Here is a 13,286-nt window from a genome sequence, read left to right as displayed (position 1 = left end):
GCGGACAGAAACAAGCGGACTTGACATTACCCCATCAAAATCACCGTATCAATCACATGAATAATTCCATTACTGGCTTCAATATCGGGGGCTAAAACCGTGGCATTTTTCACTTCAAAAATTTCACCACAGCGAATGGGAATGGGGGAACCTTCTAGAGAGGTTACACTCTCTAGCTCTTTTAATTCTGCCGTGGTATAGCGTCCGGCAACCACATGATAGGTCAGAATACGTTGGAGTTGGGGCACATTCTGTACCAAACTTTCTACGGTTCCCGGTAACAACTTGGCAAAGGCATCATCATTGGGGGCAAAAACCGTGAGCGGCCCAGGTTGTTGCAAGGCCTCGACTAATCCAGCTACTTTAACCGCAGTGACGAGAGTCGAGAAGGCATCATTACTAACGGCAATTTCAACAATGTTAGGCATATTTTAGGGAATGGGGAATGGGGAATAGGCAATAGGGAAAACCCGGTTTCTTGGGCTGGGCGGAGTTAACGATAATCTTGGCTTTGAATGTCAGATAAACGGGCTTCTGGACGCATAAATCTGTCCATTTGCGCTTCAAAGAATTGACGATTTTTTAATAGGTGTTCGGGGTTGGGATCGTCTAAGGGATAGAGGAGAGCCACTCTTAGAGCTTGAATGACCGCCGAGGTAACATTATACATCGATCGCTGGAAGGTGATGCCCAATTGAATCAGCATATCATCTTCACCCCGACAGTATTTTTGGTAATACTCCTCTAAATAGGGGGGGAGAAAGTGGAGCATATCCTGCATGAGCAGGGTGGGGGGGATGCCTGCGGTTCCCACGGGGAAGACATCGGCGTAGAGGATGCCATAGTGGAAGTCTTTTTGCTCTTCTGGCACTTGTTTGGCTTGGGCGTTATAGGATTTTGTGCCTCGGAAGGGAGCGGTGCGATAGAACACGGCTTCGACATAGGGCAAAGCGGCTTCGTAGAGCCACATAAACCCTTTTGATTTGGGGATAATTTCATAACATTCATCGCCGATGTAGACATGGTGATAAATGGGCCGTCCGGCGGCAATGAAGATGCCATTAACCAGGAAATTCATGGCATCAGGGACGGTTTTGAACTCTCCGGCATCATAAAGATCGCTCATTTCAAAGAAGACGGGAGCCATGACTTCCCAGAATAAGCCCAAGTTGGCGTAATAGGACAGCTCGCGCACTTTCTCGTAGAACATTTGCGGGAAGAGCTTATAGAGTCCCAACATCAGAGGATTACCCTTAAAGTAGGCTTTAATCGCTTTGTCGCAGTTGGCGATATATTCCTCGCTCTCTAGGTAGTCATAAAACTGGCCGCCCATTCCCTGATGCCAGAGCATGGCACGCATACAGGCTTCGGCGAACTCCATGTTAATGCGATCGTGCCAGAGATGATGGAATAATTTGGGGAGTTTTTTCTTCAGTTCTCCCTTGTCCATAAATTCTAATAATTCCGGGTGGGCGCTGGCTTCTCCGTTTTGCCACACGCGAAAATCGGCAGTTTCTCCTGCATAGTGATTGGGCAGGTCTAAATATTCTTGGGGTAAGAAGTATTTAAAGAAGGGCAAAGGATCGAGAAAAACGCGCTCGGCAATATAGAGTAAATCCCGCCAATAGAAATCCATGGGCACGGCATAGGCTTTATAAATGCCGATAATTTGCATTAGGTTTTCTGGGGTGTCCGGTAACATGGAGCCACCGGCTTCTAGGCGATGGATGACTTCGGCGTATTTGTGGGTTGAAGGAGGGATTTTTGTGGTTGATGAATCTAGGGTTGTAGTCATGGTTTTTTTATAGGGAATGGGTAATTAGGGAATAGGGAATGGGGAATGCCCTCTCCCTAAATCCCTCTCCCAGGGGAGAGGGACTTTTGATCCCTCTTCTCTCATGGAAGAAGGGGTTAGGGACTTCTACTCCCCTTCTCCTGCGGGAGAAGGCTTGCCCTGAGCGAAGCCGAAGGGGGTTGGGGGATGAGGGGCAAATGCTAGTGTAACTTGGGGTTGATGGAGTTCAGCGACAATGCGGGTGGTGGTGGGTTCCATCCAGCGCAAGAGGAAGTTGGGTTGAATGCCTAGAAAGAGGATAATGGCGGTTAGGACTAGGGCTGGCCATTGTTCGTTGAGGGTGACGCGGGCATAGTAGGCTCTCTGGTTGTCTAGTTTGCCGAAACAGGTGCGGTTAATCAGGATGACGAAATAGACGGCGGTTAATCCTGAAGAAAGGATACAGATTAGGGTGGGAATGGGGAAGGTGGCGAAGCTGCCTTGAAAGACGACAAATTCAGCCGCGAAGCCCACTAACCCAGGGATACCGGCGCTGGCCATTCCGGCTAAAATGAGCAGGGCACTGGTGAGAGGTAGGCCGCGAATGGGGTTCATTAGGCCGTTGAGAACGTCGAGATCGCGGGTTCCGGTGGTTTGTTCGACGATACCGACGAGGAAGAAGAGGAGGGCGAGAATGAGGCCGTGGGCTATCATTTGGGCGATCGCCCCTAAAACACTTAATTCAGTCCCCGCAGCTCCAGCCACTAGGATATACCCCATGTGACCAATAGAACTGTAAGCGACCATGCGTTTGATGTCCCGTTGGGCGATCGCACTCAAAGCACCATAAATCACGCTCACTGTACCAATAATCGCTAAACCCGGAGCCATGGCTTGCCAAGCCACGGGAAACAGTTGCAGTCCAAAGCGCAATAGGCCATAGGTTCCCAATTTGGCAAAAACACCACCGAGTAGCACCGTGGTACTGGGGGAGGCTTCCACATAGGCATCTGGCATCCAGGTGTGTAGGGGAACCAGGGGAGTTTTAATGGCAAACCCAATCAGTAGGGCAGTCAAGAGCAGCAATTGGGTAATCAGATCCAGGTTATTGATTTGCAGATGGCTAAATTCAAAACTACCCGTATCACCTAGGAAGACAACCCCCAAGAATCCGGTAATCACCATTAAGCCAGAAACGGCCGTATAGAGCAGAAACTTGGTGGAAGCATAGCCCCGTTTTTCTCCTCCCCAAATGGCGATCAGCAGATAAAAGGGAACCAGTTCTAATTCATAAAAGATGATAAATAAGAGCAGATTTTGGGCCATTAGAGCGCCTGAAATTCCGCCGTTAATCAGCAGGATCAGGCTGTCATGGAGCCGAGAGCGGTCTAGATCTTTGCGGTTGGTATAGAGGGAGATAAGGGTTAAAAGACTATTGAGAACCAGTAGGGGTAAGGAGAGTCCATCGACACCGACACTATAGTTGAGTCCCAGGGGTTGAATCCAAGTATGGAATTCACTAAATTGGATTTCTGCTCCGCTCAGTCCGCTTGGGTTGAGGTCAAATTGAGTGAGTAAATACAGGCTCCACCCTAAACTGGCGAGAGTAGTCAGAGTGGCGATCGCCCGACTCGATTGGGGTTTAGGATAGAGGGCAATGGCGATCGCGCCTAAGAGAGGAATCAGGAGTAAGGCTGATAGCATAGGAATGACAACGGTTGATTGTTATTGAGGTAGGGCAGAAAGTAAGGGATAAACCAGTAATAATCCAAAGAGGAGTGTACCGAAGAGGATAGACAGGGCATAAAACTGCACTTGTCCGGTGGTGTTGTATTTCAAGCTTTCGCCACTGGCGAGGGTGAACAAGCCGACAAAATTCACGGCTCCATCGACTAGGATGCGATCGCACCAATCAATGACTTTCGCCATAAATCCGACAATGGCAATCACCGTTACCTTATAGAGTTTGGCGGTGTAGAAATCATAGGCAAAGAAATCTTGAATCCCTCGAACCGGTAGCTGAATGGGTTTAGGTACGCTTTCGCGCCCATAGAGGGATAAACCTATGCCAGCACCGATAACTGTCGAGCCAACTAAGAAGATAGAAGTTGGTTGAGTCACCAGACTTAAAGCCGGTAATAGTCCTAAAACTGCCAATAATTGGGGCAAATGGAGCGCTATACCGAGTAAAATCATCATCGGCATCACTAAGGCCCATAATCCTTCTGGCGATCGCTTTGTCCAGTCGGTAATTGAACCCATAAACAGTTGTCCAAACACCCGCGCCAAACTACAGGCGGTTAATCCATTCACCAACAACAAAACGGTTAATAAGGTTGGGGGTAAACCGTTGGCAATTTCTGCTAATCCCCAGAAACAGCCCAGGGGAGGAACCGCCACCAACGAGAGAGCGCCGACGACATAGCAGATGCCAGAAATGGGGCGACGAGACCACAAGCCACCCAGTTGGGTAATATCTTGGGCAACGTTGTTGAGGATAATACCGCCTACCGCCATCAGCATCAGGGCCATGGCGATCGCATAGGTCAACAGCAGCATTAAGGCTCCTTGGCTGTTTCCCGTGCCCACGGCGATAAACACAATGCCTAAATAACTACTGGTGGCATAAGAAAATACCCGCTTAATATCCACTTGGGCTAAGGCGATCGCCGCACAACTCACCGCCGTAAACGCCCCCACCGCAATTTCTGTATTCACCACTAAAGGCGATAACTCCAAAACCGGCTGCATCTTAATCAGCACCCAAGTCCCTGTAGAAACCACGATCGAATTTCGCAGGACTGTGGCTGGCATCGGCCCTTCCATAGCCTCATCAAGCCACAGTTGCAGGGGAAATTGGGCGCATTTACCCAACGGCCCGGCTAAAAGGGCTAAACCCAGGAAGGTAGCTACACTAGGATTCAGCTCGACTCTGCTGGCCCAAACTGTCAATTCATCATAGTTCCAGGTTCCCGCCAGAGGATAGAGCGCGACCACACCCATCAACAGCACCAAGTCCCCCACCCGCTTCGTCAGGAACCCATCCCTTGCTCCCGTAACCACCAGAGATTGATTAAACCAAAAGCCAATCAGCAGATAGGTTCCCAAAGTCAGGATTTCCAGCATCACATAGCTGAAAAATAGGGAATTGGTCAGCATCAGGGTAGCCATTCCCGCTTCAAACACCGCCAGGAGCGCATAGAACCGGGGCCAACCCCAATCCATTTCCATATAGCCAATGGCATAGATTTGGGTGAGGATATTCAAGCCCAAAATCACCACTAATGCGCCGACGGTGGTGGCGGAAACTTCCACATCAAAAGTAATATCCAGATTAGCGGCATGGAGCCAATTGAGGGAATAGTGAGCAGGCGCACCCCACACTTCCCGTAAACCGAGGAGGCTATGGATAAAAGCCGCACAACTCATCAATAAATTAATGTAACCCGCCGGCCGGGGGCCGGTCTTACGAATGAAACCCGGTGACCAGGGAAGGGTCAATAATGCACCGAGTACGGCATACATCGGGACTAACCAAATCGTTTGACTAAAGGTGTTCATGGGTGAATCAGCGATCCCTTTGGGAGGAAAACATAAGCTAGACTTAAGCAACCTAAAAGTAGAGGATTAGGTTTATCCTCATTTTTGCAACTTTGCATTACCAAAAGTCTATACCTTTACGGATTATAAAGTCTTCTCGATCAAAAAACAAACGTAATCGGGCTGGGGCGATCGCCTACTTTTTACCCTTCTGCCGCCCATAGCGCTGTATCACTCTGGGTCAAACTCAGGTTAAAATCAGTTTGGCTCAAACGTAGGGAATTATGGCTCAACAACAAACGGTTCCTTATGGCTATTATGCAGCCAAGGAAGCCTATAGTACCTTAGACTGGCGATTGGGTAATGTCTTGGAAGATGTTCCCGTTGCTCCCTCGAACTTTTGGGATCGCCAAATCCAATACAATCAACTCGATCTGCATCCGATGTCCTGTACCCTGTTTGCGGCTGCTGGGGCAATTTCGGATTTAACTGGGTATCGATTTAGTCTAGCGGACTTTGGGCAACTGATTCAGGAAGCCCGGCGTTACGGGTTTTCCGATACTGAGGGGTGGTATATTAATCAGGCTGTAGACTTGTTGCGCCGATGGTGGAATAACCGTCGAGAGACAATTGTTTCTTATCGGGTGGATATGATCGGTTCGCAACTCGGTTCAGTCCTGGGTAAAGGCTATAGTGTGGTCACGGGTTATCGAGGGAGTGCCCAATATAATGCGGATTTTAACGCCGATGGGTTTTTGGATCAAACGTCGTTTGGCGATCTCACCTACGGCCATGCAGTACGAATGACCCAGGATCGGCAAAATCCCAGTTATGCCAGGGTGATGATCGATAATTATTATGGAGTCCAACGGTTTAATAACTATCGCGTCAGAGTGGGCGATATTAGTCGTCTGGTGGAAAATGGCGTGTTTTATTATTCTGGCTATATGTTTGCAACGGAGAAAAAGCGCATGTTTAGAGATGTATTTCCCGATGGTCGAAGCCGGTGGTATTATGACGCTCTGGAATGGGCCGTCCAAGAAAACTTGATTAGTGGTTACCAAGATGGAACTTTCCGACCGAACCAACTGGTTACCCGGGCGGAAATGGTGGTGATGCTCAAGCGACTCTACGACAAAATTTCTAGAGAGCAATAGAAGTGCTAGGCAAAAGGTACAACTGGGTTCATCGATTAACCCGATCTGGGTGGTTTCTATACCTAGAGGAAAAATTCTTAAAATAAGCTAAAGCTAGGGTTTGATCTCCAAACCCTTTTTTGATGGGCCAAGAAATAGTATTATTGCCAACTGCTACTTCCGAAAACTCTACGGATAAAAAAATAAAAAAAACCGGGGATCATTGCCAGAATAGGGTTTGCAGTTCTGGAGAGGATCGGTTATGGTGTCAAGAATAGAAGCCAATGTAGCTAAACGCTGTCAGACAAAACCGGTAATAGTATCAGTCCCGATGAATCAGAGGATATTATAATATGTATAATTGTTTAAATTGCCCCCAAGTTATGGGTCTAGTGTTGGCCGGTTTGTTTACCGCCCTTGGCCTAGAAGCCTCAGAATATTGGCGATCGCCTGCTACGGAGAAACAGCAAGCAACCCTCGATCGAGGCCAAGAAACAGACCGAGTGTCCAGCCAGACCCTGTCCACCCAAACAACAGCACCTGAAGAAACTGAAACAACAGCCACTTGGGTAGACCCGAATAACACTTCCCAAACGGGATCTCTACTTCCTCCCCATTTACATGAAAACTGGACTCCAGTAGCCCTAAATAACTCTAAACCCTCTGAAATTCGAGACTTAGAATACTGTGTAATTAGCATGGCCCAACTGTCTACGGAAAAATCTCCCTTATATGTGCGATCGCATCCAGAAAAAGAGGGAGAGATTGTCGGCGAATTAGAAACCGGACGATGGATTAGCATTATGAACGCCACTGACCAATGGTTTGAAATTATTGACCCCACCAAAGGTTGGGTACAACGCTCAGATGTGGCGAGCAGTTGTAATGAAAAAGTAGAACGGTTAAATTTAGGCCCGCGCCAAGCTTCCGTAAGCATTCAAGAAGAAATGGTTGGCGTTGGAGTCCACCGTTATGTCGTCCATGTTCCACCCGGAAAAACCTTAACTCTGAAAAACGTGGAAGGGACGATACCGAGAATTCTCAGTCCTGATGGGGAGCTATTGAGTCAGCCCTGGGACACCACTGAGGAAGGTCGCCCGCAATGGATCGGGGAACCGATCGCCTCTGGAGACTACACCATAGAAGTCGTTTCCCATGATGCTCAGTTGCAGTATGCCTTGTCTGTGGAAATCACTCCCCTTCAGGAATACGCTCAGATACTCAACCGTTGATACACCCGATCCAGGTGTCTCAGATGCTGATGGGGATCGAAGCAGGCGTTCAGCTCTTCAGAAGACAAAGCTTGAGTCACCTGGGGATGCTCACTAATCAAAGCACGAAAATCTCCATCAGGATTATTCCAAGCTTGGTGAGCGCTCTCTTGGACAATTTTATAGGCTTCTTCGCGCTGTAGTCCTTTTTCTACCAGGGTTAAGAGAACCCGTTGGGAGAAGATCACCCCGCCATAAACGTTCATGTTGCGCTTCATGTTTTCGGGGTAGACCAACAAATTTTTCACCAGGTTGATGATTTCACGCAGCATGAAGTGCATGAGAATACAAGAATCCGGCAAAACAACCCGCTCGACGGAGCTGTGGGAAATATCGCGCTCGTGCCACAGGGCCACATTTTCTAAACCAGCGATCGCATGACCCCGAATAATCCGAGCTAAACCGGTGAGTCGTTCCGAGCGAATGGGATTGCGTTTATGGGGCATAGCAGAAGACCCTTTTTGCCCTTTAGCAAAGTATTCTTCCACTTCCAGAACATCCGTGCGCTGGAGGTTGCGAATTTCCACCGCAAACCGTTCTATTGAGGCCGCAAGCAGGGCCAGAGTTTGCAGATAGTCCGCATGGCGATCGCGGGAAATCACTTGAGTTGAGGCACAATCCGGTTGTAATCCCAAATTTTGACAAGCCAACTCTTCCACTTTAGGATCAATATTGGCATAGGTTCCCACTGCACCAGAAATTTTACCTACAGCAATTTGGGACTGGAGACGACAAAGGCGATCGCGATGACGCAAAACTTCCGCCAACCATCCCGCTAACTTAAAGCCAAAGGTCATCGGTTCCGCATGAATACCATGGGATCTGCCCACCATCACCGTATCCCGATGTTGGCCCGCTTGATAGCGAATCGCTTGCACCAGTTCCTCCACCTGATGTTGGATTAAATCCAAACTGGCCACCATTTGCAAAGCCAAAGCCGTATCCAGAACATCTGAACTGGTTAATCCCAAATGGATATACCGCCCAGCATCCCCCACATACTCATTGACATTGGTCAAAAAGGCAATCACATCATGACGGACTTCGGCTTCAATTTCTAAAACTCTCTTGAGATCAAACTTGGCTTTCGCTTTGATCTCCTCCACGGCCTCAGTCGGAATATAACCCAGTTTAGCTTGGGCTTCGCAGACCGCAATTTCAACTTGTAACCAAGTCTTTAGCCTAAAGTCATCTGTCCAAATTTTGCCCATTTCGGGCAGAGTATAACGCTCAATCACAGCTTGTGTTGCAGAAGTACCAACGACTTATTTTACCCTTGAAGGGCCATTTGTTGGCGATCGGGTGGAATCGAGTGTGCTAACTTTAAGGACAAGATTGGCCCATCTGTCAACCTTGTCACTCTCTTCCTCTTTCTGCACTTCTCCACAATCCTCTCAATGGTTTGGCAAGCAACGTCCCAATACCTAAAACGCCTTCCTTTGCGCCTGGTTTTAGTCGTTCCTTTTGTCGTGCAAATCTGCGCCACGGTGGGAGTTGTCGGTTATCTCTCCTATCGGGCTGGACAGGAGGCTGTGCAGGATTTAGCGGATCAATTAATGACAGAAATTGGCGATCGCGTAGAAGGTGACTTACTCCACCGTCTTAAGGAACCCCATCAAATTAATCAAAGCAACGCCCAAGACATTCGCTTAAACATTCTCGATCTCGATTTTCCTCAACTCCTAGAAAAGAGATTTTGGAACCAAAGCCAAGTTCATGAGTCCGTCACCTTTATCTATTTTGGCACTCCTGAAGGTGGAATCATCCTATCCGGTCAAGGAGATGATGGACAGTCCATTATTCGGGTCACTGAAAACTTAGTCAGTGGTGATTATTATAAATATTCCGTCGATAGCGAAGGCAACCGCCAAAACCTGCTAGAGACCACTACTTATGATGCGAGAACTCGCGGTTGGTTTCAAAAAGCAAAAGCCAACCAAAAAGCCGTTTGGAGTGATATCTATCCCTTTGTCTCCACCCAAAGTTTAGGATTAACAGCCAGTTTACCCGTTTACGATCGTCAAGGGGACTTTCAGGGCGTATTAGGCGTGGATGTCTCCTTATCTAATATTAGTCAATTTCTGCAAGACTTAAATATTGGTCAATCGGGACAAATTTTTATCATGGAGCGCAACGGAGAATTGGTTGCCTCATCCAATCGGGATCAGCAACTGTTTATTCAAGATTCTGCGGAACAAGTTCCTGTAGACCAAAGCGACAATCAGATCGTTAAAGATTCTGCCGCATTTCTCAAAAATCGATTCGGCAATTTTGAAGACATAAAAAATACGGGTAAAATAAAATTTGATGTACAAGGAGAGCCAAACTTTTTACAAGTTTTTTCCTTGCAAGATGACTACGGTTTAGATTGGTTAATTGTGATTGTTGTGCCAGAATCTGATTTTATGGATCGCATTCATGCCAACACAAAAAATACCATTATCTTATGTGTAATCGCTTTAATTTTAGCTGTAATCATTGGTATCTTGACTGCTCGCTGGGTTACCTATCCCATTTTAACCTTAAATCGCTCCGCTCAAGACCTAGCTGCCGGGAGTTGGAACTCTCCCGAATTACCCGATCGCTCCGATGAATTAGGACAACTTGCCCTATCTTTTCATAGTATGGCAGAGCAGCTTATTAAAACCTTTTCGATTCTCGATCAAAGCAATAAAGATTTAGAACAGCGTGTGGCTGAAAGAACCGAATCTCTAGCGGCGGCTGAGGCGGAATTACGAGGCTTGTTTGAAGCCATGACTGAACTGATTTTAGTGTTTAATCGACAGGGAGAGTATGAAAAAATTATTTCCGGAAGTGAGGAGCTTTTGGTTCATCATAAGGAAGATTTACTTAATCATAACATCCGGGAGTTTATGGAGCCAAAATTAGCTAATTGGCATTTAGAAACCATTGCTCATGTTCTAGAAATAGGTGAGACTCAGAGAGTCGAATATCAGATGGATATCCAAGGAGAAAAACACTGGTTTGCTGCGAATGTTTCTCCCATTTCCGATTGGTCGGTAATCTGGGTTGTCCGAGATATTACGCCTCAAAAAGAGGCTCAAGTAGCCTTAGAAAATGCTCTGGCGTTGCAGAAAGCGGTATTGGAATCGATTGCTGATGGTATTATTGCTGTCGATCGCGCGGAGAGGATTATCGCCTACAACAATCAATTTCTCAAAATGTGGAATGTGACTCCAGAAGTGTTAGCTTCTCAAGATGTACAACAGCAGCGTAATTTTCTAGCGCAGCAAGTGGAAGATCCGGTTGCTTTCCTGAAACGTCAACAAGAAATGGTGAACAGTCTAGACGCGGAAGGGGTTGGCATTATTCCGTTTAAGGATGGTCGAGTCTTTGAGCAATTTAGCCGTCCCCAAAAAGTCGGCGATCAAATCATGGGACGGGTGTGGGGATTCCGGGATATTACGGAGCGCAAGCAAGCAGAAGAGGCGCTTAGACAGGAAAAGGAGCGGTCAGAAAAGCTACTATTGAATATTCTACCGGAGGCGATCGCCAATCAGCTCAAACACAATCAAAGCTCTCTAGCGGAAGATTTTGAATCCGTGACGATATTATTTGCTGATATTGTCGGATTTACGCCGCTTGCAGCTCAAGTTCAACCCATTCAACTCGTCGATATGCTCAACCAAGTGTTTTCCAGCTTTGACCAACTGACGGAAACCTATGGACTCGAAAAAATTAAAACCATTGGTGATGCGTATATGGTAGCTGGAGGATTGCCCGATCCGATGCCGAATCATCTGGATATTATGGCTCGGATGGCCTTGTCTATGCAAGCTTATATGGGTCAATTCAAAACTCCCATGGGAGATGATTTCCAGATCCGGATTGGGATGCATATCGGTTCGGTGATTGCGGGGGTAATTGGGAAGAAGAAATTTATCTATGATTTATGGGGAGATACGGTGAATGTGGCTTCCCGTATGGAATCATCTGGAGAACCGGGGAAAATTCAAGTGACGGAAGCGGTTTATGAATCCTTAAAAGAGCAATATGTTTTGGAAAAACGGGGTAAAATTTTCGTGAAAGGGAAAGGAGAAATGGATACTTACTGGTTAGTTGCACATCAACCAACCCTCAGATCGTGAGTGGCTACGGCTAAGATGTGCGTCTCATTCCCTTAGTGAAATAGGCTAAACCAAAAGTCGTGAGTCCAGCCATCCCCACAATGTTAAATGGTCGATTTAATAAGAGCAGGATCAGGGCTAACAGTAGAAGACTACTGAATACATAGGGACGTTTGAGGGACATGATATCAATTAAAAATTAAAAATTAGAAATTAAAAATGGGTCTGGCTTGGGGGGATCTTTGCCTATTGCCTATCCCCCTATTGCCTAGGGCAAAGCGCTAACCGAGTAAGGAATCAAATTCGGCTTGTAAGGCTTTGATATCTGCTAGTCGCGCCACCAGTAGGTTATCATTTCCAGCCCGGTCTAAGCGCTCTTTCCAATGTTGAATCCCTTCCGCGTTGTTCATCCAGTAATGGATGACTGTATCAACCACTCGATCTAATTCCCAACCCCTGGAGGGAGGAACGGGTTCAACAGATTGCAGAAATGCGTCTAGGGTACATTCATAGGTGGCAACATACTCGGCTCCTTGGCGAGGATCTTCTGTGGCTTTCTCTTGTTGATGATTGAAAAAATGTAGGATGGGTGAAATCCCCAAAATGTCAAAGGTGTAATTCATAGACCTTTCTCCTCAATCTTAGGGTACGATCGCTCTTTGAGAGCTGATAGATTTGACTATAATCGGCGATCGCCTGGTTTTAAGTAACTGATTGTACGAATTTTGGATCGATCTTGCCACTTTATGTTAAGATCCATAAAACCTAACCCCTGGAGAGGTGGCAGAGCGGTTGAATGCGGCACACTCGAAATGTGTTAACAGTTAATAGCTGTTCGGGGGTTCGAATCCCCCCCTCTCCGTTGATAACCCGTTTGGAACAACCACCCCAATTAAGTAGGGGCGGGTTTACGGGAAAATAGCGGGAGCATGAAAGCCTCCATCTTTTAAGTGGGGGATGAAATGCGACACGAGCGGTTTTAACCGCCGTGATGTTAATTTTTTTCCGTTGTCAATTTAGCGTTAAGTGCGCTAAACTAAGTTTATTCTGTCAAACTTAGCGTAAATGTTTGTCTTAGAATTTAAGGTTGAGGCTAAAACAAAACAATATCAAGCTATAGACGATGCTATCCGCACCGCTCAATTCATCCGTAACAAATGCTTAAGGTATTGGATGGACAACAAAGGTGTGGGCAAGTACGACCTATCGGCTTATTGTCGGGTCTTAGCGCACGACTTTAATTTTGCTGGTGAGTTAAATTCCCAAGCAAGGCAAGCATCGGCTGAGAGAGCATGGTCTTCTATTTCCCGTTTCTTAGAGAACTGTAAAAAGAAAGTAGTAGGAAAAAAAGGCTATCCTCAGTTTAAGAAGTTTTCCCGTTCTGTTGAATACAAAACAACAGGATGGAAGCTTATTAATCCTAAAACTATTTATTTTAGTGATAAAAAGGAGATTGGAACACTTAAGTTAAAAGGGA

Annotated in this window: 10 protein-coding genes, 1 tRNA gene and 1 pseudogene; 5 read left to right on the top strand and 7 right to left on the bottom strand. The window is 46.8% G+C overall.

What is annotated here, in order from left to right:
* Positions 1–26: 26 nt before the first annotated feature.
* The 4 genes from PJF56_RS15055 to PJF56_RS15040 all read right to left on the bottom strand — a co-directional run bounded on the left by PJF56_RS15055 (position 27) and on the right by PJF56_RS15040 (position 5,335).
* On the bottom strand, positions 27–428 hold the full coding sequence (locus PJF56_RS15055; protein WP_283763506.1) for a fasciclin domain-containing protein: 402 nt from the start codon (positions 426–428) through the stop codon (positions 27–29).
* 65 nt (positions 429–493) lie between these two features.
* Positions 494–1,795: a CO2 hydration protein gene (locus tag PJF56_RS15050; protein WP_283763505.1), complete on the bottom strand. Its 1,302-nt coding sequence runs from the start codon at positions 1,793–1,795 to the stop codon at positions 494–496.
* Between the two features lie 126 nt (positions 1,796–1,921).
* Positions 1,922–3,478, bottom strand: a complete 1,557-nt coding sequence (locus PJF56_RS15045; protein ID WP_283763504.1) for an NADH-quinone oxidoreductase subunit M — start codon at positions 3,476–3,478, stop codon at positions 1,922–1,924.
* Positions 3,479–3,499: 21 nt separating this feature from the next.
* Positions 3,500–5,335 (bottom strand): NAD(P)H-quinone oxidoreductase subunit F, encoded by a 1,836-nt coding sequence (locus PJF56_RS15040; RefSeq protein WP_283763503.1) that lies wholly within the window; start codon positions 5,333–5,335, stop codon positions 3,500–3,502.
* Positions 5,336–5,598: 263 nt separating this feature from the next.
* Here PJF56_RS15040 and PJF56_RS15035 point away from each other — a divergent pair, with 263 nt between their 5' ends.
* Together PJF56_RS15035 and PJF56_RS15030 are read left to right on the top strand one after the other, a co-directional pair.
* Positions 5,599–6,471: an S-layer homology domain-containing protein gene (locus PJF56_RS15035; protein WP_283763502.1), complete on the top strand. Its 873-nt coding sequence runs from the start codon at positions 5,599–5,601 to the stop codon at positions 6,469–6,471.
* Between the two features lie 332 nt (positions 6,472–6,803).
* Positions 6,804–7,682, top strand: coding sequence for an SH3 domain-containing protein (locus PJF56_RS15030; RefSeq protein ID WP_283763501.1), 879 nt, complete (start codon positions 6,804–6,806; stop codon positions 7,680–7,682).
* Here PJF56_RS15030 and purB read toward each other — a convergent pair.
* Positions 7,664–8,959: an adenylosuccinate lyase gene (purB, locus tag PJF56_RS15025; RefSeq protein WP_283763500.1), complete on the bottom strand. Its 1,296-nt coding sequence runs from the start codon at positions 8,957–8,959 to the stop codon at positions 7,664–7,666. The two genes, PJF56_RS15030 and purB, sit on opposite strands and share 19 nt — an antisense overlap.
* A 159-nt stretch (positions 8,960–9,118) precedes the next feature.
* On the opposite strand from purB, the gene PJF56_RS15020 reads away from it, so the two are divergent.
* Positions 9,119–11,830 carry an adenylate/guanylate cyclase domain-containing protein gene (locus tag PJF56_RS15020; RefSeq protein WP_283763499.1) on the top strand — a complete coding sequence of 904 codons (2,712 nt, stop codon included), beginning with the start codon at positions 9,119–9,121 and terminating at the stop codon, positions 11,828–11,830.
* Positions 11,831–11,840: 10 nt separating this feature from the next.
* On the opposite strand, the gene PJF56_RS15015 is transcribed toward PJF56_RS15020, so the two are convergent.
* Together PJF56_RS15015 and PJF56_RS15010 are read right to left on the bottom strand one after the other, a co-directional pair.
* The gene (locus PJF56_RS15015) at positions 11,841–11,993 is read right to left on the bottom strand and encodes a hypothetical protein (RefSeq protein ID WP_283763498.1); all 153 of its coding nucleotides are present in this window, start codon (positions 11,991–11,993) and stop codon (positions 11,841–11,843) included.
* A 97-nt stretch (positions 11,994–12,090) separates the two neighbouring features.
* The gene (locus PJF56_RS15010) at positions 12,091–12,432 is read right to left on the bottom strand and encodes a hypothetical protein (protein WP_283763497.1); all 342 of its coding nucleotides are present in this window, start codon (positions 12,430–12,432) and stop codon (positions 12,091–12,093) included.
* 151 nt (positions 12,433–12,583) lie between these two features.
* Between PJF56_RS15010 and PJF56_RS15005 the strand changes: the two genes are divergently transcribed.
* A tRNA-Ser gene (locus PJF56_RS15005) sits at positions 12,584–12,671 on the top strand.
* A gap of 203 nt (positions 12,672–12,874) precedes the next feature.
* Positions 12,875–13,286: pseudogene (locus PJF56_RS15000) on the top strand (RNA-guided endonuclease TnpB family protein); the annotation flags it as partial.

The sequence above is a fragment of the Roseofilum halophilum BLCC-M91 genome (assembly GCF_030068445.1).
Classification (GTDB): Bacteria; Cyanobacteriota; Cyanobacteriia; order Cyanobacteriales; family Desertifilaceae; genus Roseofilum; species Roseofilum halophilum.
Note: the sequence above shows the minus strand (reverse complement) of the source record. Positions and strands in the feature narration are given on the sequence as shown.

What these genes read in the sequence shown, in the direction of transcription:
- PJF56_RS15055 (WP_283763506.1), bottom strand. Translation starts at nt 428, where the DNA reads ATGCCTAACATTGTTGAAATTGCCGTTAGTAATGATGCCTTCTCGACT.
- PJF56_RS15050 (WP_283763505.1), bottom strand. Translation starts at nt 1,795, where the DNA reads ATGACTACAACCCTAGATTCATCAACCACAAAAATCCCTCCTTCAACC.
- PJF56_RS15045 (WP_283763504.1), bottom strand. Translation starts at nt 3,478, where the DNA reads ATGCTATCAGCCTTACTCCTGATTCCTCTCTTAGGCGCGATCGCCATT.
- PJF56_RS15040 (WP_283763503.1), bottom strand. Translation starts at nt 5,335, where the DNA reads ATGAACACCTTTAGTCAAACGATTTGGTTAGTCCCGATGTATGCCGTA.
- PJF56_RS15035 (WP_283763502.1), top strand. Translation starts at nt 5,599, where the DNA reads ATGGCTCAACAACAAACGGTTCCTTATGGCTATTATGCAGCCAAGGAA.
- PJF56_RS15030 (WP_283763501.1), top strand. Translation starts at nt 6,804, where the DNA reads ATGTATAATTGTTTAAATTGCCCCCAAGTTATGGGTCTAGTGTTGGCC.
- PJF56_RS15020 (WP_283763499.1), top strand. Translation starts at nt 9,119, where the DNA reads ATGGTTTGGCAAGCAACGTCCCAATACCTAAAACGCCTTCCTTTGCGC.
- PJF56_RS15015 (WP_283763498.1), bottom strand. Translation starts at nt 11,993, where the DNA reads ATGTCCCTCAAACGTCCCTATGTATTCAGTAGTCTTCTACTGTTAGCC.
- PJF56_RS15010 (WP_283763497.1), bottom strand. Translation starts at nt 12,432, where the DNA reads ATGAATTACACCTTTGACATTTTGGGGATTTCACCCATCCTACATTTT.